Annotated in this window: 26 protein-coding genes; 13 read left to right on the forward strand and 13 right to left on the reverse strand. The window is 63.6% G+C overall.

Features of this window, described 5'->3' with window-relative positions; genetic code table 11:
• The first annotated feature begins 136 nt into the window (after window positions 1-136).
• Entirely contained in the window at window positions 137-733 is a 597-nt protein-coding gene (locus LB536_RS00005) for a hypothetical protein (RefSeq protein ID WP_224589631.1), read from the forward strand.
• Between the two features lie 35 nt (window positions 734-768).
• Here LB536_RS00005 and LB536_RS00010 read toward each other — a convergent pair whose 3' ends face one another.
• Window positions 769-1,590: a phytanoyl-CoA dioxygenase family protein gene (locus LB536_RS00010; RefSeq protein ID WP_224589632.1), complete on the reverse strand. Its 822-nt coding sequence runs from the start codon at window positions 1,588-1,590 to the stop codon at window positions 769-771.
• Window positions 1,591-1,679: 89 nt separating this feature from the next.
• Here LB536_RS00010 and LB536_RS00015 point away from each other — a divergent pair, with 89 nt between their 5' ends.
• Both LB536_RS00015 and ubiA read left to right on the forward strand, forming a co-directional pair.
• A complete protein-coding gene (locus LB536_RS00015) occupies window positions 1,680-2,591 on the forward strand; it encodes a LysR family transcriptional regulator (RefSeq protein ID WP_224589633.1) in 912 nt (303 codons plus the stop codon).
• A gap of 68 nt (window positions 2,592-2,659) precedes the next feature.
• Window positions 2,660-3,643 carry a 4-hydroxybenzoate octaprenyltransferase gene (gene ubiA / locus LB536_RS00020; RefSeq protein WP_181182958.1) on the forward strand — a complete coding sequence of 328 codons (984 nt, stop codon included), beginning with the start codon at window positions 2,660-2,662 and terminating at the stop codon, window positions 3,641-3,643.
• An 80-nt stretch (window positions 3,644-3,723) separates the two neighbouring features.
• On the opposite strand, the gene LB536_RS00025 is transcribed toward ubiA, so the two are convergent.
• From LB536_RS00025 to LB536_RS00035, 3 genes are all read right to left on the reverse strand, one after another.
• Complete coding sequence (locus tag LB536_RS00025; protein ID WP_140760005.1) at window positions 3,724-4,290, reverse strand: DUF6101 family protein; 567 nt, start codon at window positions 4,288-4,290, stop codon at window positions 3,724-3,726.
• Between the two features lie 184 nt (window positions 4,291-4,474).
• A complete protein-coding gene (locus LB536_RS00030; RefSeq protein ID WP_224589634.1) occupies window positions 4,475-5,905 on the reverse strand; it encodes an FAD-binding oxidoreductase in 1,431 nt (476 codons plus the stop codon).
• Between the two features lie 9 nt (window positions 5,906-5,914).
• Entirely contained in the window at window positions 5,915-6,889 is a 975-nt protein-coding gene (locus LB536_RS00035; RefSeq protein WP_224589635.1) for an L-threonylcarbamoyladenylate synthase, read from the reverse strand.
• A 167-nt stretch (window positions 6,890-7,056) separates the two neighbouring features.
• Between LB536_RS00035 and LB536_RS00040 the strand changes: the two genes are divergently transcribed.
• A complete protein-coding gene (locus LB536_RS00040; protein WP_224590062.1) occupies window positions 7,057-7,521 on the forward strand; it encodes a hypothetical protein in 465 nt (154 codons plus the stop codon).
• A 175-nt stretch (window positions 7,522-7,696) separates the two neighbouring features.
• Complete coding sequence (locus LB536_RS00045; RefSeq protein WP_224589636.1) at window positions 7,697-8,083, forward strand: hypothetical protein; 387 nt, start codon at window positions 7,697-7,699, stop codon at window positions 8,081-8,083.
• A gap of 78 nt (window positions 8,084-8,161) precedes the next feature.
• On the opposite strand, the gene LB536_RS00050 is transcribed toward LB536_RS00045, so the two are convergent.
• Both LB536_RS00050 and glyS read right to left on the reverse strand, forming a co-directional pair.
• Complete coding sequence (locus LB536_RS00050) at window positions 8,162-8,452, reverse strand: ATPase (RefSeq protein ID WP_224589637.1); 291 nt, start codon at window positions 8,450-8,452, stop codon at window positions 8,162-8,164.
• Window positions 8,453-8,562: 110 nt separating this feature from the next.
• Window positions 8,563-10,941 carry a glycine--tRNA ligase subunit beta gene (gene glyS, locus LB536_RS00055; protein ID WP_224589638.1) on the reverse strand — a complete coding sequence of 793 codons (2,379 nt, stop codon included), beginning with the start codon at window positions 10,939-10,941 and terminating at the stop codon, window positions 8,563-8,565.
• Window positions 10,942-11,254: 313 nt separating this feature from the next.
• Between glyS and LB536_RS00060 the strand changes: the two genes are divergently transcribed.
• On the forward strand, window positions 11,255-11,431 hold the full coding sequence (locus tag LB536_RS00060) for a hypothetical protein (protein ID WP_224589639.1): 177 nt from the start codon (window positions 11,255-11,257) through the stop codon (window positions 11,429-11,431).
• Between the two features lie 3 nt (window positions 11,432-11,434).
• On the opposite strand, the gene LB536_RS00065 is transcribed toward LB536_RS00060, so the two are convergent.
• Window positions 11,435-12,355 carry a glycine--tRNA ligase subunit alpha gene (locus tag LB536_RS00065; protein ID WP_181182959.1) on the reverse strand — a complete coding sequence of 307 codons (921 nt, stop codon included), beginning with the start codon at window positions 12,353-12,355 and terminating at the stop codon, window positions 11,435-11,437.
• Window positions 12,356-12,582: 227 nt separating this feature from the next.
• Between LB536_RS00065 and LB536_RS00070 the strand changes: the two genes are divergently transcribed.
• Window positions 12,583-13,044 carry a GNAT family N-acetyltransferase gene (locus tag LB536_RS00070; protein ID WP_224589640.1) on the forward strand — a complete coding sequence of 154 codons (462 nt, stop codon included), beginning with the start codon at window positions 12,583-12,585 and terminating at the stop codon, window positions 13,042-13,044.
• A 96-nt stretch (window positions 13,045-13,140) separates the two neighbouring features.
• Here LB536_RS00070 and LB536_RS00075 read toward each other — a convergent pair whose 3' ends face one another.
• The 5 genes from LB536_RS00075 to LB536_RS00095 all read right to left on the reverse strand — a co-directional run bounded on the left by LB536_RS00075 (window position 13,141) and on the right by LB536_RS00095 (window position 17,991).
• On the reverse strand, window positions 13,141-14,916 hold the full coding sequence (locus tag LB536_RS00075) for a tetratricopeptide repeat protein (RefSeq protein WP_224589641.1): 1,776 nt from the start codon (window positions 14,914-14,916) through the stop codon (window positions 13,141-13,143).
• Between the two features lie 143 nt (window positions 14,917-15,059).
• The gene (locus tag LB536_RS00080; RefSeq protein ID WP_224589642.1) at window positions 15,060-15,509 is read right to left on the reverse strand and encodes a DUF1284 domain-containing protein; all 450 of its coding nucleotides are present in this window, start codon (window positions 15,507-15,509) and stop codon (window positions 15,060-15,062) included.
• Window positions 15,506-16,099 carry a biotin transporter BioY gene (locus LB536_RS00085; RefSeq protein WP_224589643.1) on the reverse strand — a complete coding sequence of 198 codons (594 nt, stop codon included), beginning with the start codon at window positions 16,097-16,099 and terminating at the stop codon, window positions 15,506-15,508. The genes LB536_RS00080 and LB536_RS00085 overlap by 4 nt, the downstream gene beginning before the upstream one ends.
• A 105-nt stretch (window positions 16,100-16,204) precedes the next feature.
• Window positions 16,205-16,873 (reverse strand): GntR family transcriptional regulator, encoded by a 669-nt coding sequence (locus LB536_RS00090; RefSeq protein WP_224589644.1) that lies wholly within the window; start codon window positions 16,871-16,873, stop codon window positions 16,205-16,207.
• 101 nt (window positions 16,874-16,974) lie between these two features.
• Window positions 16,975-17,991, reverse strand: coding sequence for a polyprenyl synthetase family protein (locus LB536_RS00095; protein ID WP_224589645.1), 1,017 nt, complete (start codon window positions 17,989-17,991; stop codon window positions 16,975-16,977).
• 190 nt (window positions 17,992-18,181) lie between these two features.
• Here LB536_RS00095 and LB536_RS00100 point away from each other — a divergent pair, with 190 nt between their 5' ends.
• From LB536_RS00100 to moaB, 6 genes are all read left to right on the forward strand, one after another.
• Window positions 18,182-18,406: a DUF2007 domain-containing protein gene (locus tag LB536_RS00100; RefSeq protein WP_140759977.1), complete on the forward strand. Its 225-nt coding sequence runs from the start codon at window positions 18,182-18,184 to the stop codon at window positions 18,404-18,406.
• Window positions 18,406-19,206 (forward strand): tRNA1(Val) (adenine(37)-N6)-methyltransferase, encoded by an 801-nt coding sequence (locus LB536_RS00105; RefSeq protein ID WP_224589646.1) that lies wholly within the window; start codon window positions 18,406-18,408, stop codon window positions 19,204-19,206. Before LB536_RS00100 ends, LB536_RS00105 begins: the two co-directional genes overlap by 1 nt.
• Window positions 19,207-19,283: 77 nt before the next feature.
• Window positions 19,284-20,147 (forward strand): S49 family peptidase, encoded by an 864-nt coding sequence (locus LB536_RS00110; protein WP_224590063.1) that lies wholly within the window; start codon window positions 19,284-19,286, stop codon window positions 20,145-20,147.
• 83 nt (window positions 20,148-20,230) lie between these two features.
• Window positions 20,231-20,416 (forward strand): hypothetical protein, encoded by a 186-nt coding sequence (locus tag LB536_RS00115; RefSeq protein WP_140759972.1) that lies wholly within the window; start codon window positions 20,231-20,233, stop codon window positions 20,414-20,416.
• 26 nt (window positions 20,417-20,442) lie between these two features.
• On the forward strand, window positions 20,443-21,330 hold the full coding sequence (locus tag LB536_RS00120; protein ID WP_224589647.1) for a 4-(cytidine 5'-diphospho)-2-C-methyl-D-erythritol kinase: 888 nt from the start codon (window positions 20,443-20,445) through the stop codon (window positions 21,328-21,330).
• A 1-nt stretch (window position 21,331) separates the two neighbouring features.
• Window positions 21,332-21,886, forward strand: coding sequence for a molybdenum cofactor biosynthesis protein B (moaB, locus tag LB536_RS00125; RefSeq protein ID WP_140759968.1), 555 nt, complete (start codon window positions 21,332-21,334; stop codon window positions 21,884-21,886).
• A 146-nt stretch (window positions 21,887-22,032) separates the two neighbouring features.
• Here moaB and LB536_RS00130 read toward each other — a convergent pair whose 3' ends face one another.
• Window positions 22,033-23,007, reverse strand: coding sequence for a hypothetical protein (locus LB536_RS00130; RefSeq protein WP_224589648.1), 975 nt, complete (start codon window positions 23,005-23,007; stop codon window positions 22,033-22,035).
• Between the last annotated feature and the right edge of the window lie 121 nt (window positions 23,008-23,128).

Consider the following 23,128-nt stretch of genomic DNA (forward strand, 5'->3'; position numbering starts at 1 on the left):
ACATCACATTCGCCTACCACAACGGTGACGAGGCTATCCTCAAGGCCAAACGTGATCCTTCTTCAACAGCCTGCTAGCGCTGCTTGAGAGGTTCATACACATCAACTCCGGAGCTTCAATCTTCATTGGTGTAGTGATGTCGACCTTCTTGGCTATTCCTGCTCACATTGCCGTTTTGACGCAGCTTGACCCCGATCAGGTATCCGACTGGCTGAAGGAAAGACCCAAGGCATTCTTCAGGTTCGTAAGGCGTTGCCTGTTACTTGGCCTGCTCGGCGCGATAGCTCCCTTGGTGATTGCGATAGCCATGGTGATCGGCGGCGTCCGTCCGTCCTTCGCCATGTTAGCAGCTCTTCTTGTCTGGGTCTTCTCCGGCATCGCTGCTTTCGCAAAATGGGGTACGATGTTGCCTGCGGTCATTGCCGATGATGATCAAACGCTTGCCGTTGCCGGCCAACGCGGCTCCAAGGTGTTCGGATATGCATTCTCGCGTCTGCTCATCTCGTTCGGTTTGGTGACGGTGTTGTTCATAGCGATATTGATGTTGCTGTCCTCTCTGCTGGGTATTGATCCGAAAGACTCAGGTCCCGCGTCGCTAATGCTGACCGTCGCAGGGGCAATCATTGGTGCGTATCAAATCGTCATGACATCCGTCGTGTTGTCACGTTCCTATCTCAGAGCGCGACCGCCTGCACCGCCTGCACGCCGGATGGCATTTGCGTTCGGCAAATAAATTGCCCCCCATGCTTGCGGGCCTTCACGCCCAACTCAGCCCTGGTGGACCACCGGAAACCAATCCTCGCGCAGCTTCTGCCCCGGCTGCATACCATGGCCATGATAGGGTGGCGAGGTGCGGCCCGGTCGCTCGACATAATGGGCATCGTCGCCGACCCAGCGCAGCGACAGCGCCCGGCGCCGTGCCGCGGTCATATTGCCGCGCGCGCCGTGCGCCGTCCTGAAGTCGAACAGGATGGCGTCGCCCGGCTCCATCTCCCATTCGATAACTTTCATCGATGGATCGTTGTCGGGATCGGGCACCGGACGATAATCGCCTTCGGCGGCGTAGAAATTGCCGTCGTCCAGCCAGCGTACCGGCAGGATCATCTTGTCCCATTTGTGCGAGCCGGCGATCAGGCGCAGCGTCGCCTCCTTCACCGGATCGATGGGGATCCAGAAGCTCACCGTCTGCTGGCCATCGACAAAATAATAGGGAATGTCCTGGTGCCACGGCGTCGGCTTCTGCGTACCGGGTTCCTTGACCAGAACATGGTCGTGGAAGAACTGCGCGGTGCGCGACCGCATCACCGCGGCAGCCAGCCGCGCCGCAGGCGATTCGCGCACCAGCTTGACGAATTCGGGGATGCGCTCCCAGTTGCAGTAATCGTCGAAGAAACTGCCGCGGCCATTGGCGATGTCGGACGCCGTGCCGCTGCGGTTCTGCATGTTACGCTCGATGCCGGCGGCGATCGTCTCGACCCAGCCCTTGAAGGCGCCACGGATGCAGACCGCGCCGTCACGCTGGTAGTCGGCGATTGTCTGCGCATCGATGATTTCGGTGTCGATTGCCCGTGTAGCGGTTTGGGAAGCCATGATGTCCTCCTTCAGGATCGAGGCAACTATCGCAACGGCCGCTCATTCAGTAAAATAATAACTTCTCATCTGGCACATAGGTTTTGACTATGAGTCTGACGCTCACGCAATTGCGCTATCTCATCGCCGTCGCCCGCCATGGCAGTGTCACGGGCGCGGCCCGGGCGCTCAACATTTCGCAGCCGTCGATTTCGGTGGCGATCGACGCCATCGAAAAGGATTTCGACCAGAAACTGTTCGTGCGCCAGCGGGGAAGCGGTGTTTCGCTCACCTCCTTCGGTCGTGTCGCCGTGGCAAAGGCCAGACAGGTTCTTGCCGAGACGGACGAACTCCTGGGCCTGGGGAAGGTCAACTCGGCGATCGGCGGCGAACTGGTGCTCGGTTGCTTCGAGGATCTGGCGCCCTATTTCGCGCCGGGCCTCATCCGCGCCTTTTCCGAACGCCATCCAGCGGTTGCCGTCATCGTCCGCGACGAGACGTTCGAGACGCTCGGGCGACGCCTGGCGGACGCCGCCGTCGATCTCGGCCTCAGCTACGATCTCGGCCTGCCGTCGCATTTCGCCCGCATCCTGCTGCATGAGCTGCGGCCGCATGCGCTGTTGCCGGCGGGCCATGCACTGGCGGGCCGGCCCGAGGTCAGCCTGGCGGATCTGGCCGCCTACCCGCTGATCACGACCGACCAGCCGCATAGCTGGCAGCATATGCTCGACCTGTTTCGCAGCCGTGGCCTGTCGCCCGTCGCCGACATGCGTACAAGCTCCTTCGAACTCCAGCGCAGCATGGTGGCCAACGGCTTCGGCGTCGCGGTCAGCTATACCCGCCCGCATGGCGACCACAGCTATGACGGCTTGCGCCTCGTCTGCAAACCGCTGTCGGATCCGCTGCCCATGCAGCGCATCATCCTCACCCACGATACGCATCAGCGCGTGTCGAATGCGGCGCTGGCTTTCATCGAGGTGGCGAAACTCTGGTTTTCCACACGCGACATCTTCACCTCCTGACGGGTGGACGGACGCCGCTGCCCTGCTTGCCGCTTGACGGTTTCCGCCGCTGCTGCCACTCCATGTCAATGGAACCTGTCCAGTCGAAAGCGTCCCAGGGCCGCGTCGCCGATGCGCCCAACGGCCATTGGGTCTACCGCGTGCTGCCGCGCGCGATCTGGCCCTATGCGCAACTTGCGCGATGGGACAGGCCGATCGGCTGGCAGTTGCTTTTGTGGCCATGCTGGTGGTCGGCCGCACTGGCGGCGAGCGCCTATCCCCGGCCTGGCGACCCGCTGCTTTCGCTGCTGCCGGCGCCACTCTATCTCGTGCTGTTCCTGATTGGCGCCATCGCCATGCGCGGCGCCGGCTGCACCTATAACGACATTGTCGACGAAGACATCGACAACCAGGTCGAGCGCACCCGCTCACGCCCGCTGCCATCCGGTCAGACCACGCGCCGGCGAGCCTGGCTGTTTCTTGTGCTGCAGGCTCTGGTTGGTCTGGCGGTGCTCTTGCAGTTCAACAGCTTCGCCATTCTGCTCGGCGTCTGCTCGCTGGCGATCGTGGCCGTCTATCCATTCATGAAGCGGATAACCAACTGGCCGCAACTGTTTCTCGGCTTTGCCTTTTCCTGGGGCGCGCTGATGGGATGGGCGGTCGAGTTCGGTGATCTCGATGGCCCCGCCATCATGCTCTATATCGGTTCGATCCTGTGGGTGATCGGCTATGATACGATCTATGCGCACCAGGACAAGGAAGACGATGCCATTGTCGGCGTGCGCTCGACGGCACGGCTGTTCGGCGACAACACCAAGGCGTGGCTCGCGGGGCTTTATGGCGGCACGCTGATCTGCTTCGCCATCGCCTTCGCCTCGGCGCAGGCCCCGGTCGTGGCGCTGGCTGGATTGATCGCCGCCGGTGCCCATATGGCCCGGCAGATCGCTGTGCTGGATATCGACGATCCGGACCAGTGCCTGCGGCTGTTCCGGTCGAACAACCAGGTCGGCTGGCTGATCTTCCTCGGCCTGATCGGCGGCGCGCTGTGGGTGGCGCTGAAGCCGCTTGTGTAGAAGGCTTTTCCTTCTCCCTGTAATCGGGGAGAAGGTGGCTGTCATCAGCGGCTTCGCTACCCGTGGAAGCAGAACCCGGCCTACTCGCGCGCAATGATCTCCTGGCCGTCGATGACCAGCCTGAGGCCGAGGTCACCGGCCCTGCGGCGGGCAAGGAAGCGCGGGCGGCGCGTGGTCGAAACGCGGCCCTTGCGACGGTCCTGCGGCGGCAGTGTCTTGATGGCGGCGCCGAGCGATTCTTCCAGCGTGCGGGCGACGCCGTCGGATTCGATCAGCAGCATCGGCAGGCGGTAGGCATCGGCCCAGGCGCGCCAGTCGGCGGCAACGTCTTCGAGATCGTCGGCTACCAGCAGCGGCACCGACAGCATCGGATCGTTGTGCAGGAGTTCCAGGGTCACCGTGACATTACCTTCCGGATCCTCCATCGCACGGGCGGCGACGCCGCGAAATGCATTGGCGGGCAGCACGATGATCGCCGGCAGGCCGCTCATCTCGAGCAGGCGGCGGATCACGGCGCCACGCTGGTCGATGGTGAAGGTCACGTCGCCGTAATCGTCACGCGTCGCGTAGCTCACCACCTGCGGCAGGCGGAATGGGTCGAGGCGCATGTTGCGTCCCGCCCAGACTGGCTTCAGTCCAGTGTTCATAGAGTGCCTTCCTGTCTGTCTCCTGAGAGCCGGTGTCCGGTTCTCTCCGGGCCAGTTTTCCCGGCCTCGTTATGGGGAAACAGTAGCGCTGGCTCCTTACCGCCGCGCTTAAGAAAGTCGGTTAAATTTTGCTGATCTCAGGGATGGTTATCGGAATGCCACCAACCACAAGATGTTGAAAGGATCAGATAACCTTACCAGGATTCATGATGCCGGCCGGATCGAAGGCAGCCTTTACCCGGCGCATCAGATCGATGGCCATCGGCGGGGCGGTGGCGATCAGTTCGTCGCGCTTCAACTGACCGATGCCGTGCTCGGCCGAGATCGAACCGTGCAGGCTGCGCACCACGTCATGCACGGCCTTGTTCATGGCATGGTAGAGCGCCAGAAACGCCTCGTCGTCGCCGTCGAGGGGCCGCGAGATGTTATAGTGGAGGTTGCCGTCGCCCATATGCCCGAAACAGACCACGCGGGCGCCGGCGCTCACTGACGCCACCGCGCCGGCGGCCTCCGCGATGAAGCGCGGTATCGATGCGATCGGCACTGAAATGTCGTGTTTGATCGAAGCGCCTTCCGGCTTCTGTGCCTCGGGCAACAGCTCGCGGAAATTCCAGAAGGCGTCGCCCTGCCCGAGGCTGGCGGCGATGACGGCGTCGCCGACGAATTCCTGCTCGAGGCCTGCTGAGAGCACATCCTCGATCAGCGCCCGCGAATCCTCCGATGAGCGGCCGGACGATATCTGCATCAGCACATACCAGGGCCAATCCTCCATCAGCGGCCGCGTCACGCCCGGGGTATGCGCCAGCGTGAAATCGTATGGCCGCTTGCCGATGAGTTCAAAGGCGGTGAGCGCTGCCCCGGCGCGGTCCATGGCCAGGCTGAACAGGGAAAGAGCGGCCTCGGGCGACGACAGGCCGACGAAGGCGACGTCGCGCCCCTTGGGCTTCGGAAACAATTTGAGTACGGCGGCGGTGATGATACCGAGCGTGCCTTCGGCGCCGACGAACAGGTTCTTCAGGTCGTAGCCGGTGTTGTCCTTCTTCAGCTTGCGCAAATCGTCGAACACCTCGCCGGTAGGCAACACCACCTCGACGCCGAGGCAGAGCTCGCGCGCATTGCCATAGGCCAGCACGCCGGTGCCGCCGGCATTGGACGACAGGTTACCGCCGATCTGGCAGGAGCCTTGCGCGGCGAGCGACAGCGGGAACAGCCGGTCGGCGGCATCGGCTGCTTCCTGCAAGGTCTGCAGGATCACACCGGCCTCGACCGTGACCGTGTTCGACAGGACATCGATCTCGCGGATGCGGTTCAGCCGTGACAGCGACAGGACGATTTCACGGCCGGATTTGTCCGGCACCTGGGCGCCGACCAGCCCGGTGTTGCCGCTTTGCGGCACGATTGGCGTTCCGCTCTCCGTCGCCAGCCGCATGATTCGGCTGACCTCGTCGACGCTGCCCGGCCGCAGCACCAGGGACGTCGCGCCATGCCAGAGGCCGCGTCGCTCGATCAGATAAGGTGCGATGTCCTGCTGGTCGCGCAGCGCATATTTCTCGCCGACGATCGCCGCGAAACGATCGATGAGTGCGGGATCGAGTGTCTTTGCCGTTTCGGTCATGTGGGAAAACTACGTCGAGGGCTGTGCGTTGTCACGAGGAGCGGCGGCGCGGGAGAGCCGGTCGTTGATGGCCTCGCCCAGCCCGTCAAAGGGGATCGGCTCGACCGCGATGGTGCGCGCGCCGCTGCGGTCGAGTTCCTGCATGTAGGCGAAGAGATTGCTTGCCGCTTCCCGAAGATCGCCTGAGACCGAGAGGTTGAGGAAAGCGGTTGCGCCACGCCAGCCTTCCGCTCTCTGGCTGCCAAAGGCGAGCAGCGCTTCGCCCTCGCCGATCGCCCGCACATTGAGCCGCACCGCGGCACCCGGCGCGTAGTGCGAGGCAAGCATGCCTGGCGCCTCGACGCCGGCAATGCCGCCGCGCAGCAGATCCATGCCGATGGCCGCCTCGATTTCGCCTGCGGCAATGCCACCGGGCCTCAGCAGCCGCAATCTTTCGCCTTCGGCCTTGACGATGGTCGATTCCAGCCCGACTGGCGTGGCGCCGCCATCGACCACCAGCTTGATGCGCGCGCCTAAATCCGTCGCCACCGCTTGCGCCGTCGTCGCGCTGATCTTGCCGGATGAATTGGCGCTGGGCGCGGCAAGCGGTCGGCCGAGCCTGGCGATCAGCTCGCCGCCAAAACCCCTCGGCATGCGCAAGGCGACCGTGTCGAGCCCGGCGGTGACCAGCGGATGAATGCCGTTGCCGGGGCGCTGCGGCAGCACCAGCGTCAGGGGACCCGGCCAGAAGGCAAGCGCGAGCTTCGTCGACAGCGGATCGAACAGAGCGATGCGCTCGGCCATCGCCATGTCGGCGACATGGGCGATCAGCGGATTGAAACGCGGCCGACCCTTGGCTTCGAAAATGCGCGCCACGCCGATGCCGCTGGTGGCGTCGCCTGCCAGCCCATAGACGGTCTCGGTCGGAATGGCGACGACATCGCCGCCCTCAAGCAGCGCCAACGCCGGTTCCATCGCTTCGCCGACGGCAAGTATTTCAGCCACTCTCGTCACCTCGCGGATGCCGGCTGCGTAATACGACGGCGTCTCCGGGGCAAGCGGGCATTGGCAATTCATCAATTCCTAAAATGCTATGTTTCCATGAAAGCCGGTATCAATCGCCGGGCACTATCGTGCGGGCTTCTGGGCAATGGGGAGCTATGTCAGTGTCTATGCGTATCTGGGGAACGCTTGCTATCAGTCTGGCTGCCATGGCTGGCGAGGCTCAGGCCTCGTCGCTGGTCTTTCCCGGTGCGCCGGCCTCGACGCCCTCCATCCTTGCGCTGAAGGCGACCGACGGCAAGTCGAGCGACGTGGTGTCCGTCGTTGCGCTCGGTGAGCCCGACGTCACTTATGAAAAGGTGGCGGCAATCCCGGACAAGGCCGAGGCGAGGCAAGGCTTCCCGCAGAGCCCGATGATCATTCGCGGCGGGATCGTCGGCGGCGCCTTCTCGACACCAGTGCAAGCCAAGGCGCCGGCCGCCGCAACCGCCCCCGCTACGGCAACCTCCCCCGCCACGGCGACGGCCTCGGCAGCCCCCGCGCCGGCGGCGCACGGAAAAGCAGCGGCACCGGCGGCAGCCGTAACACCGCCGGCAGCCCAACAGCCTGCTTCAGGAGCCGGCAAGGTCAAATAGCGAGCTGCCAACTGGCCGATCAAAATGCTCGATGGCTTGACGGCAGTCTGGCGCGCTGCGCAACCATTATGAGGCGAATTTCGTCTCGACGATCTGGCTGGCGGCCCTGGGGCCTGAGTTTCGCCAAGCGGCTCCGGCGGACGGGATTGCATTGTTCTAGGCAAGGGGGTTGCTCATGAAAAAATCGAAGACCGTTACCGTGGCTGGGTTTCTGCTGATGTCATTGGTTGGCGGCGCGGCCCATGCGGATGACATGCTGGGGTCCTATGTCGCGCGCATTTCCGATCGCGATCACCAGGCAAGCGACGGCTATGCGCTGGATGGCGCCGCGCAAATGGTGCGGCAGGACCGCGCCAACTGGCACAAATTCCACCGCCGCGACAGCGACGACGAAGGTGATGCCTGGTTCAGGACCAACGACCAGCGTGCCGACCTGCAGCGCATGCTGGAACGCCCCGGCGCGATGAGTTCCTCGACCAAGCGCGCCATCGTCAATGGCGAGCCGCTGATCCAGGTCGACGTCTACGAAAACAGCGTGCGCGTCAGCATTCTGGAGAACTGATCAAATCAGTTTGAAAAGACAACAAAAAGGGCGGCGCCAAAGCGCCGCCCTTTCCTCGAGAAAACCTGTCACCTGAAATCAGGCCGCTTCTTCCTTGTCGTCTTCGTCGGACTCGCCGTCTTCGGATTCTTCATCGTCCTCGGCATCGTCGCCTTCGGCTTTCACGGCGTCATCGTTGTCATCTTCGTCAGACTCTTCGCCGTCTTCGTCGTCGCCTTCTTCGTCATCGCCATCCTCGTCTTCATCAGACAGATCGGCGGCTTCGGCCGTGGTGGCGGCATGATCGAGGGCGGTTTCGGAAGCGGATTCAAGCGCCTCGGCGGGGGCCGAGGTTTCTTCTGTCACTTCGATTTCGTGATCGGAATTCATGGAAGCCTCCGTTGGGTTGGGGAACATGTTCCTTTTGCCACGGAGAGGTCATCGTCATATGACTGTAAGCCGGCTCGAACGGCCGGCTGGAAGATATTTTTCCTCGCCTCTTAACCAGCGATTTTCGAGAAATCCGCGACCTGACCGGTAGCCGTGCGAATGCGCGTGAGCAGCGCAAGGCGGTTGGCGCGCACGGACAAGTCCTCATCATTCACGAGAACATGCTCAAAAAATGAATCAACAGGTTCACGCAAAGAGCTAAGCGCCAGCATCGCAGCGGAAAAGTCTTGGTTTTGAATCGCTTCGCCGGCTTGCTTCTCGGCCTGATTCACCGCCGCAAACAGCGACTTCTCGGCATCTTGCCGAAACAACGCCGGTTCGACGGTTTCGGCGACCGCCGTTTTCTTCTTCTCCTCGGCGGCCAGGATGTTGGCGGCACGCTTGGTGCCAGCGAGCAGGTTTTTGCCATCCTCGGTGTCGAGGAAGGAACCAAGCGCTTCGACGCGGCGCACGATCTGCAACAGGTCGTCGGACTGCGGCGTGATGACGGCATCGATGAGATCGTGCCGTGCGCCCTGGTCGCGGAGATGGACTTTCAGGCGGTCGCGGAAGAACGACAGGAGGTCGGCGATCAGCGGCGACAGCGATGCCTCAAGCTCCATCAGACGCTGGCCGTCAAAGAACTCTCGCTCCTGATCAGCGGAGCCAAAAGTATCCGAACCTGCCTTGGCCAGCCCGCCTTTCAACAAGTTGGAAATCACGCCTGCTTCCAGCAACAATCGGCTTGCACCCTTGTCGTCGCGAATGCGCGAATCGAGCATGGCGACGACACCGCGGCTCACAGCTCCTTCGCCTTTTTGTTCGTATGCAGCGAGTGCCGACGAGACCGCCGCCGCGATGGCGATGCCCACCGAAAGCTTGAGCTTGTTTTCCAGTATGACCCGCACCACGCCTAGCGCCGATCGACGCAGCGCGTACGGATCCTTCGATCCCGTCGGCTTTTCGTCGATGGCCCAGAAGCCGACCAGCGTGTCCAGCTTGTCGGCGAGCGCGACGGCGACCGACACCGCGTCGCTCGGCACATAATCGGACGGGCCCTGCGGCTTGTAGTGCTCTTCGATGGCCGCGGCCACGGATTGATGCTCGCCCTGAAGCAGCGCGTATTTGCGGCCCATGGCGCCTTGCAGTTCGGGAAACTCGCCGACCACTTCGGTGGTGAGATCGGCCTTGGCGAGAACAGCAGCACGACTTGCGAGCGCGGGATCGGCACCGACGATCGGCGCCAGTTCTTCCGCCAGCCGCGCAATCCGCTCCACCCGCTCGCCCTGCGTGCCGAGCTTGGCATGGAACGTGACATTGAGATGGTCGAGGCGGGCCATGCGCTGGTCGAGCGGCTTCTTCAGATCGAGCCCAAATTTTTCCGCAGATGCCCGGAGCTGCTCGAGATCGGGCAGATCCCCCTGGTCGGTCGTCCAGAAATAGAGCGCATCGGACAGGCGGGCGCGCACCACCTTGCCATTGCCGTGGGCGATCTCCCTGCCGCCGTCCTTCGCCTCGATGTTGGCGGTCAGGATGAAACGGTTGGAGAGCGCGTCGCTTTCTCCCTGCGGCCGCGTCACAAAACACTTCTGGTTGGCGCGGATGGTCAGGCGGATCACTTCCGCCGGAATGGCAAGGAAAGCCTGCTCGAATTCGCCCATCAGCACGACGGGCCACTCGACCAGCCCGGCCACTTCTTCAAGCAAGCCCTCGTCCTCGACAAGGTCGAGCCCGTTGGCGAAGGCGAGGTTGCGGGCGTCGGCAAGGATGATCTCCTTGCGGCGGTCGGCATCGAGCACGACCTTGGCCGCTTCCAGCTTCGACACGTGATCGTCGAAGCGGCGCACGGTGATTTCGCCAGGCGCGAGGAAACGGTGGCCGTAGGTGATGTTGCCCGAACGGATGCCGTCGATCTCGAAATCGACCACGACCGGCTCCTCGGTCTCGGGGCCGAAGGTGCACAGGATCGATTGCAGCGGGCGCACCCAGCGCAGCGAGCCCGGCTTGGCCGAGGCCGGCCCCCAGCGCATCGACTTCGGCCAGGGGAAATTGCGGATGATATCGGGCACCAGTCCGGCGATGATCTCTTCGGCCGCCCTGCCCGGCTTCGAAATATGGGCAACGTAGAAGTCGCCCTTCTTCGGGTCGGAATGGACATGCGCTTCGGAGATCGAAGACAACCCGGCCTTGCGCAGGAAGCCTTGGACGGCCTGTTCAGGCGCCGATGTCGACGGCCCCTTGATATCCTCGTGAATATCCTTCGAGCGTGCGTTGAGGCCACGGATATCGAGGGTAAGGCGCCGCGGCGTCCAGTACTCGCGCGCCGCCTCGTAGGTCAGACCCGCCTCGACCAGACCGTCGGTCAGCATCTTCCTCAGATCGCCCGCCGCCTTGCGCTGCATGCGGGCAGGGATTTCCTCGGAGCGAAGTTCGAGCAACAAATCCGGCATCAGCGTATCTCCGCCCGCATGCCATTTTCCTGTTTGCGCGTCCTCGCGCCTCCGGCGCTGCGGTCGCGCGGCTGGGCAGGAATCTCTTCCGAGCGAAGTTCTAGAAGCAGGTCAGGCATGGTTGGGGCTCACGCGGCAAAATGGTCCGCGCGGGGCATAGCAACTCGGCTGGCCGCTGTCACCCTTTCCAGAAATTTTGGCCACCCTGTCGGGACGAGCCGACCCCGCTCGTCCTTGGATCAAAGATTTCCATGAACCGAACGCAGCGCTGAAGCGACCCACGCTCAGGCAGGGAACTATTGGCTGAACGATCATGAAAACCGCATCCAGACTTCTTCAGATCCTCGCGCTCAGCGCCTGCTTCATCGCGCAGGCCCACGGCGCCTTCTCGATGCCGGGCGTGCGGCAGGCGCTGCGGACGATGTCTGGTCCGAGCGGCCAGATCCTGCCGCAGATCAACGCTTCCCTCGAAATGATCAACGGCGCTTGAGGCTCAGGCCGCCATTCCACCGGCCTGCGTCTTCAAGAACGCCTCGCCGCAGGCTTTCGCCAGATTGCGCACGCGCAGGATGTAGCTTTGCCGCTCGGTGACCGAGATCACACCACGCGCGTCGAGCAGGTTGAAGACATGGCTCGCCTTGATGCACTGGTCGTAGGCCGGGAAGACCATCTTGTGCATCGGCAAATTGTCGTTCGAGGCCGGCGCGCCGGCCTCGAGCAGCGCCTTGCACTCGGCCTCGGCATCCTCGAAATGCCGAAGCAGCATCGCGGTGTTGGCGTATTCGAAATTGTGGCGCGAATATTCCTGCTCGGCCTGCAGGAAGACATCGCCATAGGTCACCTTGTCGGCGCCCTCGCGGCCATTGAAGTTGAGGTCGTAGACATTGTCGACGCCCTGCACATACATGGCCAGGCGCTCCAGGCCGTAGGTGAGTTCGCCCGCCACCGGCGCGCATTCGATGCCGCAGACCTGCTGGAAGTAGGTGAACTGCGACACTTCCATGCCATCGCACCAGCATTCCCAGCCAAGACCCCAGGCGCCCAGCGTCGGGCTTTCCCAGTCGTCCTCGACGAAGCGAATGTCGTGCAGCAGGGGGTCGACGCCTATCGCCGCCAGCGAGCCGAGGTAAAGCTCCTGCAGGTTCGGCGGATTGGGCTTCAGGATCACCTGGTACTGGTAGTAGTGCTGCAGCCGGTTTGGGTTCTCGCCGTAACGGCCGTCCTTGGGACGGCGCGAAGGCTGGACGTAGGCGGCGTTCCAACGCCTGGGCCCGAGTGCGCGCAGCGTCGTTGCCGGATGAAACGTGCCGGCGCCGACCTCCATGTCATAGGGTTGGAGGATGACGCAGCCATAGGCCGCCCAGTAATTGTGCAAGGTCAGGATCAGCCCCTGGAACGAGCGGCTGGGATGCATATGGGCTGGGATTTCAATCGTCACGATGGCCTCGGCGACACAGGCTAGCTTGCGGCCACGTCCTAGAGACACGGCGGCAAAGCGTCAAGCAAGGCGTGTCCGATGCAGGCCGCCGTGAGCATGCCGGACGATGTTGAAAACTTTGCCAGCGACTGGCCCATTGCCCGCCGCCACGGTCCGCGATCCAATTCGACAAAGCGTCCGCTTCAAGCACAGCAGGTTCAGCCATGTCCAACCCGATCACCATCCGCCCGGTCACGCGCCAGGACTTCGACCGATGGTTGCCGGTGTGGGAAGGCTATAATGCGTTCTATGGCCGTTCGGGCGAGACGGCGCTGGCAAGCGAGATCACCGCGATGACGTGGTCGCGCTTCTTCGACGCCTACGAGCCGGTCCATGCGCTGGTCGCCGAGAGCGGGGGCCGGCTTCTTGGCCTCGTCCACTACCTGTTCCACCGCAGCACCACGGCGATCGCGCCGAACTGCTATCTGCAGGATCTTTTCACCAACGAGGCCTCGCGCGGCAAAGGCATCGGCCGGGCGTTGATCGAAGGCGTCTACGAGCGCGCCCAGGCGGCGGGTTCCGGCCGGGTGTACTGGCTGACGCATGAAACCAATCACACGGCGATGAAGCTCTATGACAAGATCGGCGAACGCTCGGGCTTCGTCGTCTATCGTAAGATGTTCTGATGACGTTCCAGCACGTCGGCATGCGTTTGAGCGGATGGACATCATAACGAAAACGGGGCTCTCAGAGCCCCGTTCGCATTCCAAAAAAGGCGATTTTCAGCCCTTAGGGGCGGGAACCGGCTCGGGCTTGACCTTCGGGGTCTCCTGCGCTGTGTTGGACTCGATCGGCGGCAGGCCCTTCATCAGCTTCTGCTGCAGGTTGGCCAGCACGTCGGGATCGGGCTTCAGGTCGCGGGCCTGGTTCCACTGGAAGGTGGCTTCCAGCTTGCGGCCGACGCGCCAATAGGCGTCGCCGAGATGGTCATTCAGAACCGGATCTTCCGGCTTCAGCGCGACCGCACGTTCCATTTCGCGCACGGCGTCATCGAACCGGCCGAGGCGGAAATAGGCCCACCCCAGGGAATCGACGATGTAGCCGTCGCTCGGCCTGAGATCGACGGCCTTCTGGATCATCTCCAGGCCTTCCTTCAGGTTGGTGTTCATGTCGACCCAGGAATAGCCGAGATAGTTCAGCACCTGCGGCTGGTCCGGCTGCAATTCCAGCGCCTTGCGGAAATTCGGCTCGGCCTTCGGCCATTCCTTCAGCCGCTCATAGGCGATGCCGCGCTGATAGAAGATGTTCCAGTTGGCGGCGGTCGGCGTCTTCAGCACCTCGACGGCCTTGTCGTAGAGATTGGCGGCGGAGCGGAAATCCTCCTTCGAGGAGTAGACGCCCCCAAGCGCCAGATAGGCGCGCATGTCGTTGGGATGGGCTTCGACGAAGGCCTTCAGATGCGTGATCGCCTCGTCATGGCGGTCGAGATCGGCAAGGTTGAGGCCAAGCTGCAGGTCCGAAATCTCCTTCAGCGGCGAAGAGTCGGGGATGCGCCGATAAAGCGCGATGGCGCCCTCGCCGTCCTTCAGCTGTTCGGCGACGGCGGCAAGTTGCACGAGCGCCGCGTCGCTGTCGGGCTTCAAAGCCAAGGCATATTGCAAATAGAGACGCACGAACGGCTCGCCGCCGCCGCGGTTGAGCGCGGTGGCAAGATCGAGCAGGATTTCGGAAGCACCGTCGGACGGACCGGAAACGAAGGGCGCGATCTTGTCGCCCTTGCTGATCTTGTCACGCAAGGCGACGATTTCCAGCTTGCCCGGCGAAAACGCCTCGGCCTGGTCGAGCACCGAGAGCGCCTTGGCCTTGTCGCCCTTGCGGGCCAGGAACGAGGCATAGGCCTGCGCGTTGCGCATCCAGGTTTCAGGCGCCGCACCGCCGGCGGCGGTGTCCTGCATCGTCGCAGCGTAGATCGCCTCGGCCTTTTCGGGCATGCCGGATGCATCGGCAATCAGGGCGCGGTGGAAGGACTTGAACAGGCCGAACCAGTCAGGTCCCTGCAGCTTGTCGATCGAAGCCATCGCTTCGCTGGCCTGGCCGGCACCTTGTTCGGCCCAGCCGGACATGACGCCGGAGATCAGCCGGTCGAGATCGGATTCCAGCGACAGCTTGAGCCAGTACTGTGCCTTGGTGAAATCCTTCTTGTGGAAGGAGTCGACCGCCAGCGCCAGGCGCGAGAAGCGCTCGACATCGGGCACTTCCTTGAGCTTGTCGGCATAGACCAGGGATTCGTCGAACCGCCCTTGAGCGATCAGCGACAGCATCAGGCTCTGCTGCAGTGCGGTGTCGCTCGGATTGAAAGCCAAGGCCTGCTTGTAGTATGCGATGGCGCTGTCGAGATCGTTGTCGCCTTCGGCGATCCGGGCAGCCAGATAGGCGCCCGAGAACGACGATATCTTGACCGGTTCGGTGGATTGCTTGGCATAGGCCGGCAAAGCCGAGATCGCCATGCCCGTCACAATTGCCAGCCTCGTCAGCCAGCGCGCACGTCCTTGCTGCATCATATCCCTTTCAGCCAGGCGCCATCTCCGCGTCAGCGGGATCGACCCAGACTCGATCTTTCCAGGCAAAGCATGGCCTTTTTGGGGTCGCGCTTCAATCCGCCCGAAATTCACAATCGGGTCACCCGATTAACAAACCATGGCTAAAAGGGACAGTTTTGCGTCTCAACGGGCCGTTGGAGCCGCGTATCGCGATAGCCGCCGCTTGCCACCGCGCTGCACAGATCGCTCCATTCGCAGCCCCCGCATGCCTTGCGCACGTGGCCGGCCGCAAACGCCAGCCGCAGCCGCAGCAGGATGGCGGCATCGAGATCGAGGCGGACGCCGTCCCGGATCGGCCGAGCCAGCAGCGCTTCCACGTCATCGCCGGCCTGCCGGTCGCGCCCGGCCGCGCTGTCACGCAGGCAGTGCGGTTCCGGCTCACCAAGCAACGGGGTGCAGATGTCGTCCGGGCCGGAAACGAGGAGGATGTCCTCGCCCCGGCTCAGGCGCTCCGCGATCCCGTCATAGTTGGCGGTGAAAGCGGGGCTGTATCCCTTGCCCACATAGGTGAGCAGGCAAAGGAGATGGTGGGCACGAAGCCTGATCGTCACGGCTTCGGCAAGTTCATCTTGCCGCGCGGGAGCGCCATCAGCGTCGCCGCGCCGAGCGCCGACTTCAGCAATCCGCCGACGATGAACGGCACGAAGCCGAAGGTGATGGCCTTCTCGGCGCCGATCATGACGGCAAGCCACGCCGTGCCGAGAGCCAAGCAAGCGAGGTTGCCAAGCAGCATGGACGCAAAGGCGAGCAAGACCCTGCTGCCGTTCCAGCCGCGTTCGGCCAGCCAGCCCACAAGCGCGCCGGTGATCGGGAAGGCAAAGAGATAGCCGCCCGTCGGGCCGACGAAATGCTGTATGCCGGCAGCGCCGCCGGCCAGGACCGGGAAGCCGACAGCACCTTCGAACAGCCAAGCGGCGATCGTCACCGCGCCAAGCCGCCAGCCATAGAGCGCGCCGATCAGCGTTACCGCGAAGGTCTGCATGGTCACGGGAACAGGCACCATCGGCACCTCGATGTAGGAGGACAGCGCCAGGAACAGCGTGCCGAGCACGACGGCACCGGCCTGCCAGGCGAGCGATCGCTGCTGCAGCCGCAGCGGGCTGAAAGACGGTCTGGCGGACGAGAATGCGAGGTTGGTCATAGGCTTCCCTTCGGTCGATCCAAATTATAGATAATTTGTGCTTTCGATCTATTATCGAATCCACATTTTTGGAGCGATAGCAAGCCCGGGCTCGAGAAAAGGCGCTTAACCCACGATCGCGAAGGCTTCGCGCGTGGCGCCGGACGCTGTCCTGACCGGCTTGCGGCCAATCCATTGGACATGCCGTCCCAGTGTCGCTGCGGCCGATTCGGTATTTCCCTGGCGCAAGGCGCTGAGGATCGCCCGGTGGTCCTGATCGGTGCGCGCCTCCCACTCCGAACGCCAGGCCGCGAACAGGAAGCGGGCGCTTGCCGCGTGCAGGTCGTCGATGGTGGCAAGCAGGCGCGGCATGCCGCATGGCGCCAGGATCAGCCGGTGAAAGGCGCGATTGGCCTCCTCCCACGACCTGACGTCGCGGGATTTGTCGCCGGCCTTGGTCGCCTCCTCGGCCTGATCGAGAATGGCCGAAGTCAGATGCGGCGCGGCGTGGCGCAGTGCCAGCACTTCGAGCGCCGCCCGCATTTCGGCGACCTCCTTGACCTCGCCCAGGTCGAAGGCCGCCACGCGCACGCCCCGGCGCGGCTCGCTGACGGCGAGCCCCTGCGCCTCGAGCCGGCGGAAGGCCTCGCGCACCGGAACATGGCTGGTGTTGAATTCCTCGGCGACATGATCCTGCCGCAGCCTCGCCCCCGGCTCGATCGCGCCGGAGATGATGCGATCCGCCAGCGCCTTGCTGATGCGCACCGCTATGGTGTCGTCCGTGCCCTTTGCCATGAGTTATAGATAATTTGCGGCAAGGCGGCTTGTCGAGACGGCAGGGGCGAATTCTCTTTCCACTGGCACAGCCTGGAGAACGTCCGTGAAAGCCGGTCTCCTCAGTTCACCCGGCTGATGCAGAAATCGATGACGTCGATCAGCGCCGATTTCTGCGGCGTCTCTTCCAGCGGCGCCAGCGCGTCGCGAGCGATCTCGCCGAAATGGCGGGCGCGTCCGATCGTGTCGGCAATGGCGCCGTGGCGGGTCATCAGGCCGATCGCCTTTTCCAGCCCGGCGTCATCGACGACATTGTCCTCGATGGCACGCTTCCAGAAGGCGCGTTCGGTCTTGCTGCCGCGCCGGTAGGCGAGGATGACCGGCAAGGTCACCTTGCCCTCGCGAAAATCGTCGCCGACATTCTTGCCGAGATCCTTGCTGGTGCCGCCATAATCCAGCGCATCGTCGATGAGCTGGAAGGCAAGACCGAGATTCATGCCATAGGAGCGCAGCGCGGCACGGTCGTTGCGGGTCGCCTGGGCGATGACCGGGCCAACCTCGGCGGCGGCCGAAAACAGCGCGGCGGTCTTGGCCTTGATGACGGCGAAGTGCTCGTCCTCGGTAGTCTCAAGGTTCTTGGCGGCGGCAAGCTGCATGACCTCACCCTCGGCGATGATCGAGGCGGCGCTCGACAGGATGTCGAGCGCTTCGAGCGAGCCGACATCGACCATCATGCGGAAGGCCTGGCCGAGCAGGAAGTCACCGACCAGCACGCTGGCCTGGTTTCCCCAGATCATGCGGGCGGTCTTCTTGCCACGCCGCATGCCGCTTTCGTCGACGACGTCGTCATGCAGGAGCGTGGCCGTATGCATGAACTCGACCGACGTAGCGAGCTTGACGTGGCCCTCGCCGGCATAGCCGAACATCTGCGCCGCGGCCAGCGTCAGCATTGGCCTGAGCCGCTTGCCGCCGGACGAAATCAGATGGTTGGCGACCTCGGGAATCATCTCGACGTCGGAGCCGGCCTTGGACAGGATCAGTTCGTTGACGCGCCCCATATCGGCGACCGTCAAATCGATCAAATCCTTGATGGAGGCGGGTTCCCGCTTCCCGTCTTCGATGTTGAGAACGACACCCACGACAATCACTCCCGTCTTGGTATAACGCGTGCGACGGCACCCTTAGTCCCGGCATGGACTCTAGGGCGGCGGACACGGCCACGGCAAGAGGCGAATTGGCGCGGCGGCGGCGACAGCGTGTCAACGTCGGGAAAATGCGGGTATGCGGCCGGACGTTTACAGGCACGCTGCAACCTGCGAGTTTCTCGCGATGATAGAGCTCATCCGCACCAACGACGCCGTCATCATCTCCTTTGTCGAATCGCTGATGCGCGATGCCGGCATCGGCTGCTTCGTCGCCGACCAGAACATGAGCGTGCTCGACGGCTCGCTCGGCATCCTGCCACGGCGCGTCATGATCGATGCCGACCAGGCCGACGCCGCGCGCCGCATCCTGACCGACGCCGGCATCGCCAACGAGATCCGGGGGAAATAATGTCGGCCGCGCCAGCCGCACTTGCCACCGATACGCCGGCCCACACGGTCGATGCCTTCCATCGCGGCCGGTTCTGGCTGGTGCAGCCCAAGCATGGCGGCCATCGCGCCGGGATGGATGCGATGATGCTGGCTGCATCCGTGCCATCCTCCTTTGGCGGAAGGCTCGCCGATTTCGGGGCCGGCGCCGGTGCTGCCGGTCTTGCGGTGCTGTCGCGCTGTCCGGGCGCCCAGGCAGTGCTGGTCGAACGCGCGCCCGAGATGGCCGCCTTCGCGGCGGCCACGCTTGCCCATCCCGGCAATGCGCATCTCAGCGATCGCGCGGCCGTGCTCGTCGCCGATGTCACCGTTTCGGGCCGGGCCCGGGCCGCCGCCGGGCTTGCCGACAATGATTTCGACTTCGTCATCATGAACCCGCCTTTCAACGCCGCACGGGACCGCGCCACATCGGACCGCCTGCGAAAGGAGGCCCATGTCATGGAGGATGGGCTGTTCGAAAGCTGGATCCGCAGCGCGGCGGCGGTTGTCAGGCCGCGCGGCGGGCTTGCCGTCATCGCCCGGCCCGAACAGCTCGGCGCCATTCTCGACGCGATTTCAGGCCGCTTCGGCGAAGCCGAGATGCTCGCCGTGCACCCTCGCCCGGACGCGGCGGCAATCCGCATCATCGTGCGGGCGGCTCTCGGGGCACGGGGAAAGCTTGCCATCCGCCCGCCCCTGATGCTTCACGCGCGATCGGGCAACGGCCCCGACGAGCGCAGCGAAATGATCACCAACGGGCTCGCCTCGCTGTTCGGAGACTGAGCTGTTCGCGGCCTGCACATTGCCGTTGGCTGGGAAATCCCTACATGCCTGCAACCATCGCCGGAGACCACGTCATCGTGAAACGTCTTTTCAACCGTCTGCTGCCGAAGTCCTGGCGCTCCACCGTCGTCACCATTCCGGTCATCCGGCTGCACGGCACCATCATGGCCGGCGGCGGTCTGTTCCGACCGAGCCTGTCGCTTGCGTCCACCGCCGGACTGATCGAAAAGGCGTTTTCCTTCGACGCACCCGCGGTCGCGATCTCGATCAACTCCCCCGGCGGCTCCCCGGTGCAGTCGCGACTGATCTTCAAGCGCATTCGCGACCTTGCGGTCGAGAAGAACAAAAAGGTGCTTGTCTTCGTCGAGGATGTCGCGGCGTCTGGCGGCTACATGATCGCGGTCGCGGGCGATGAGATCTTCGCCGATCCCTCCTCCATCGTCGGTTCGATCGGCGTGGTGTCGGCCTCGTTCGGTTTCCCGGAACTGATGAAGAAGATCGGCGTCGAGCGCCGTGTCCACACCGCCGGCCAGAACAAGGCGGTGCTCGATCCATTCAAGCCCGAGAAGAAGGAAGACGTCGAGCGGCTGAAGGTGCTGCAGCTCGAAGTGCACGAGACCTTCATCGACCTGGTCAAGGAGCGGCGCGGCACGAAGCTGGCGGACGATCCGGACCTGTTCACCGGGTTGTTCTGGACCGGCAAGAGAGGCCTGGAACTTGGCCTCGTCGATGCGCTTGGCGACATGCGTACGGTGCTAAAGACTCGCTTCGGTCCGAAGACCGAACTCAGGCTGATAACGGCGCCGCGTGGTTTGTTGGGCCGCTTCGGCCTGTTCGGCTCGAGCAGGGGCTTTTCAGCGCCCGATATCGCCGCCGCGGCGGCCAGTGGCGTCATCGATGCGGCGGAAGAGCGCGCATTGTGGGCGCGCTTCGGGCTTTGAAAAAGCCATGAAAGCGTCTAGCATGGTTGCCCGAAAGACCCGACCGGCCGCCCTTACCGGCCCAGCGTGGTAGGAGTTTGGACATGCCACAGCTCATTTTCTTCGCCGTCGTCGGCATCGCCGCCTATTTCGGCTATCGCACTTTCGTGCGCGAGGCCGAACGCGTGACGGCCAAGGTGCGGCGCACCGAAAAACAAGCGGCAAACGGCACGATGGGAACGCTGGTCAAGGATCCGAAGACCGGCGAATACCGGCTGGCCAAGGACTGACCCTCATTTCACTCGCGATCGAGACTGTGCAATCCGGTCCGCGTGTCCGGACATGGGCGGCACCCGCCAAGATAAACCTTGCCTTGCACGTCACCGGCAGGCGCCCCGACGGCTATCATCTCATCGAAAGCCTGGCCGTGTTCACGCGCTTTGGCGACAGGATCGAGATCGCGCCGGCCGAAGGCGACGATTTCAGCGTGTCCGGCCGCTACGCGCCGGACGTTCCGCTCGATGGCGACAATCTGGTGCTGAAGGCACGCGACGCGTTACGGCAGGCCGCTGGTCCTCGGAGCACGCCGCCCGTGACCATCAGGCTCGAAAAGAACCTTCCGGTCGCGTCCGGCGTGGGCGGAGGGTCGAGCGACGCGGCGGCCGTGCTGCGCGGGCTGGCCGACAGCTGGAGCCTGGACATCGATAACGCCGAGCTGGCTCGGATCGGTCTCTCACTCGGCGCCGATGTGCCGATGTGCCTGGCGGCAAAGCCGCTGCTGGCGCGCGGCATCGGTGAGGAGCTATCGATGGTGCCGGATTTTTCGGCGCTGGGTCTGGTGCTGGTCAATCCGGGCACACCGGTCTCGACGGCGGAAATCTTCGCTGCACTGTCCCGTCGCGACAATGAGCCACTGCCGCCGCTGCCGCGCAGCATCGAGTTTCACAGCCTGCGCAACTGGCTGGAGATCACCCGCAACGATCTCGAGCAGCCCGCCCTTGCGATGCAGCCCGCCATAGGCAGGGCGCTTTCATGGCTTGATAAGGCCGGATCAGGGTTTTCGCGAATGTCCGGATCGGGCGCGACATGCTTCGGCCTGTTCGAGACCGGCAATGTCGCCAAGCGCGCGGCGGCCGAGATCCGCAGCCGCCAGCCCGGCTGGTTCGTCGCGGCAACGCGCAGCATGGCATCGGAGGCTGAGTGAGATGGCCAGGATTGACGAGAGCCGTGCCTTCATTCCGGTGCGCATCGCGGTGCTGACGGTTTCCGACACACGCAGCCTCGCCGACGACAAATCCGGCCAGACGCTGGCCGATCGCATCACCGGGGCCGGCCACATCCTGGCCGGCCGCGACATCGTCACCGACGACCGCGAAAAAATCCGTGACACCGTTCTGGCGTGGTCGCGGGACAAGGCCATCGACGTCGTGATCACCACCGGCGGAACCGGTTTCACCGGACGCGATGTGACGCCCGAAGCGCTGGAGCCCATCTTCGAAAAGCGCATGGATGGCTTTTCGGAAGTGTTCCATCGCATCTCCTACGACAAGATCGGTACCTCGACGATCCAGAGCCGGGCGACCGGCGGCGTCGTCAACGCCACCTTCGTCTTCGTGCTGCCGGGCTCGCCCGGCGCCTGCAAGGATGCCTGGGACGGCATCATCGAGGCACAGCTCGACTACCGGCACATGCCCTGCAACTTCGTCGAGATCATGCCGCGCCTGGACGAACATCTGCGGCGCGGGAAGACCGCTCCATAAGAGTCGAGGCACGCACCATTTACAAGGTGGAACGGCACCGGCGTCTTCGAAAGGTCACTCCAAACCGGATGTTGGACGAAAGTACCTTCTCGTGAAACGGCCATATAGCTGTCACGACAAGAAAGACGGCCTCAGACAATCAGCTTTCAGCGAATGACCGGTTCGCCATGAAAGCGCCGACGCGAGGGACGCGAAACACCGAAGCCGACTTCCATCATCAGCCTCGGCGTGCGCGCCGGCACCGTGCCCATATGGAAACCGAAGGGATCCTCGACGAAGCCGAGACCCGCCTCCCCGGTCAGGGTGACCGGGCTTTGCTCGCCATAAACGTCCAGCACCTCCTTGGCGGGATGGCCGACGAGAAGGGTGAGCTGATGCTTTATGGCACGTTTGTTGTGGCTGCCCCTGACATAGACGTGCGGGCCAGTATCGATGTCGACGGGCTTGAGATAGAAGAAGAATTTCAGCATCCGCCAGTCGTCGAGGTCGAAATGATACTTGCCGAGCGAGGCAAGGTTCTTGTCGGCTTCCGAGGCCTGGCCAGTTGGAAAGCTCCACCAGACGCGCGTTGTGATCAGTCTGGCCTGAGCGCCGAGATAATGTGCGGCGATGTCGAGAAGCAGCGGATCGCGCTGTACGGCGAGTGCCGCCGGGCAGTCGAGGATGCGTTCGAAATAGTGCCCGCTGAGCAACGAGCGGCCCAATCGTCTCTCGGCTTCGGCATGCTCGCCCGGCATGAATTCGAGGCGGCGGTCGAAATTGCCGAAACAAGGCGTGCGCCCCGCGAAACGCGCGATCTCTTCATGGATCACAGCCGGCAGGACGAGGCCTGAAAACAGGCCTTGGGAGCGTAGCGCATCGACCACCGTGCTCCGCTCGACACCCGCAAACATCGTGTTTCCCGCATTGTCGACCGGACGAGCGCGTTTTGCGCCCAGCCAGTGCATGCGGCGCCCGGGCATGGTGCGCGCCAGCACGAACATCGGCAGCCAGGCAGGGTTTTCGCGCAGGTCCGCGAAATAGGTCGGAACGCGCACGGCGATGCGCCGCAGCAGGCTGCCATTGCGCGCGATGGCCTCGATACTGGCAGTGCCGGATTTGTCAGGAATCGAAAGCTTCATTGGATCCTCGGCTGTGACGGCGCCACCGATGCCGCACCGGCTACCGCGCGGCATGACCCGAACCCAACTCACCCACCTCGTCGTAAGGCTACCTCCGCGTCAGTCTTTGTGCAACGCACAA

The sequence above is a fragment of the Mesorhizobium sp. ES1-3 genome (genome assembly GCF_020164795.1).
GTDB lineage: Bacteria > Pseudomonadota > Alphaproteobacteria > Rhizobiales > Rhizobiaceae > Mesorhizobium.

What these genes read in the sequence shown, in the direction of transcription:
- LB536_RS00005 (WP_224589631.1), top strand. Translation starts at nt 137, where the DNA reads ATGTCGACCTTCTTGGCTATTCCTGCTCACATTGCCGTTTTGACGCAG.
- LB536_RS00010 (WP_224589632.1), bottom strand. Translation starts at nt 1,590, where the DNA reads ATGGCTTCCCAAACCGCTACACGGGCAATCGACACCGAAATCATCGAT.
- LB536_RS00015 (WP_224589633.1), top strand. Translation starts at nt 1,680, where the DNA reads ATGAGTCTGACGCTCACGCAATTGCGCTATCTCATCGCCGTCGCCCGC.
- ubiA (WP_181182958.1), top strand. Translation starts at nt 2,660, where the DNA reads ATGGAACCTGTCCAGTCGAAAGCGTCCCAGGGCCGCGTCGCCGATGCG.
- LB536_RS00025 (WP_140760005.1), bottom strand. Translation starts at nt 4,290, where the DNA reads ATGAACACTGGACTGAAGCCAGTCTGGGCGGGACGCAACATGCGCCTC.
- LB536_RS00030 (WP_224589634.1), bottom strand. Translation starts at nt 5,905, where the DNA reads ATGACCGAAACGGCAAAGACACTCGATCCCGCACTCATCGATCGTTTC.
- LB536_RS00040 (WP_224590062.1), top strand. Translation starts at nt 7,057, where the DNA reads ATGCGTATCTGGGGAACGCTTGCTATCAGTCTGGCTGCCATGGCTGGC.
- LB536_RS00045 (WP_224589636.1), top strand. Translation starts at nt 7,697, where the DNA reads ATGAAAAAATCGAAGACCGTTACCGTGGCTGGGTTTCTGCTGATGTCA.
- LB536_RS00050 (WP_224589637.1), bottom strand. Translation starts at nt 8,452, where the DNA reads ATGAATTCCGATCACGAAATCGAAGTGACAGAAGAAACCTCGGCCCCC.
- glyS (WP_224589638.1), bottom strand. Translation starts at nt 10,941, where the DNA reads ATGCCGGATTTGTTGCTCGAACTTCGCTCCGAGGAAATCCCTGCCCGC.
- LB536_RS00060 (WP_224589639.1), top strand. Translation starts at nt 11,255, where the DNA reads ATGAAAACCGCATCCAGACTTCTTCAGATCCTCGCGCTCAGCGCCTGC.
- LB536_RS00065 (WP_181182959.1), bottom strand. Translation starts at nt 12,355, where the DNA reads ATGCATCCCAGCCGCTCGTTCCAGGGGCTGATCCTGACCTTGCACAAT.
- LB536_RS00070 (WP_224589640.1), top strand. Translation starts at nt 12,583, where the DNA reads ATGTCCAACCCGATCACCATCCGCCCGGTCACGCGCCAGGACTTCGAC.
- LB536_RS00075 (WP_224589641.1), bottom strand. Translation starts at nt 14,916, where the DNA reads ATGCAGCAAGGACGTGCGCGCTGGCTGACGAGGCTGGCAATTGTGACG.
- LB536_RS00085 (WP_224589643.1), bottom strand. Translation starts at nt 16,099, where the DNA reads ATGACCAACCTCGCATTCTCGTCCGCCAGACCGTCTTTCAGCCCGCTG.
- LB536_RS00090 (WP_224589644.1), bottom strand. Translation starts at nt 16,873, where the DNA reads ATGGCAAAGGGCACGGACGACACCATAGCGGTGCGCATCAGCAAGGCG.
- LB536_RS00100 (WP_140759977.1), top strand. Translation starts at nt 18,182, where the DNA reads ATGATAGAGCTCATCCGCACCAACGACGCCGTCATCATCTCCTTTGTC.
- LB536_RS00105 (WP_224589646.1), top strand. Translation starts at nt 18,406, where the DNA reads ATGTCGGCCGCGCCAGCCGCACTTGCCACCGATACGCCGGCCCACACG.
- LB536_RS00115 (WP_140759972.1), top strand. Translation starts at nt 20,231, where the DNA reads ATGCCACAGCTCATTTTCTTCGCCGTCGTCGGCATCGCCGCCTATTTC.
- moaB (WP_140759968.1), top strand. Translation starts at nt 21,332, where the DNA reads ATGGCCAGGATTGACGAGAGCCGTGCCTTCATTCCGGTGCGCATCGCG.
- LB536_RS00130 (WP_224589648.1), bottom strand. Translation starts at nt 23,007, where the DNA reads ATGAAGCTTTCGATTCCTGACAAATCCGGCACTGCCAGTATCGAGGCC.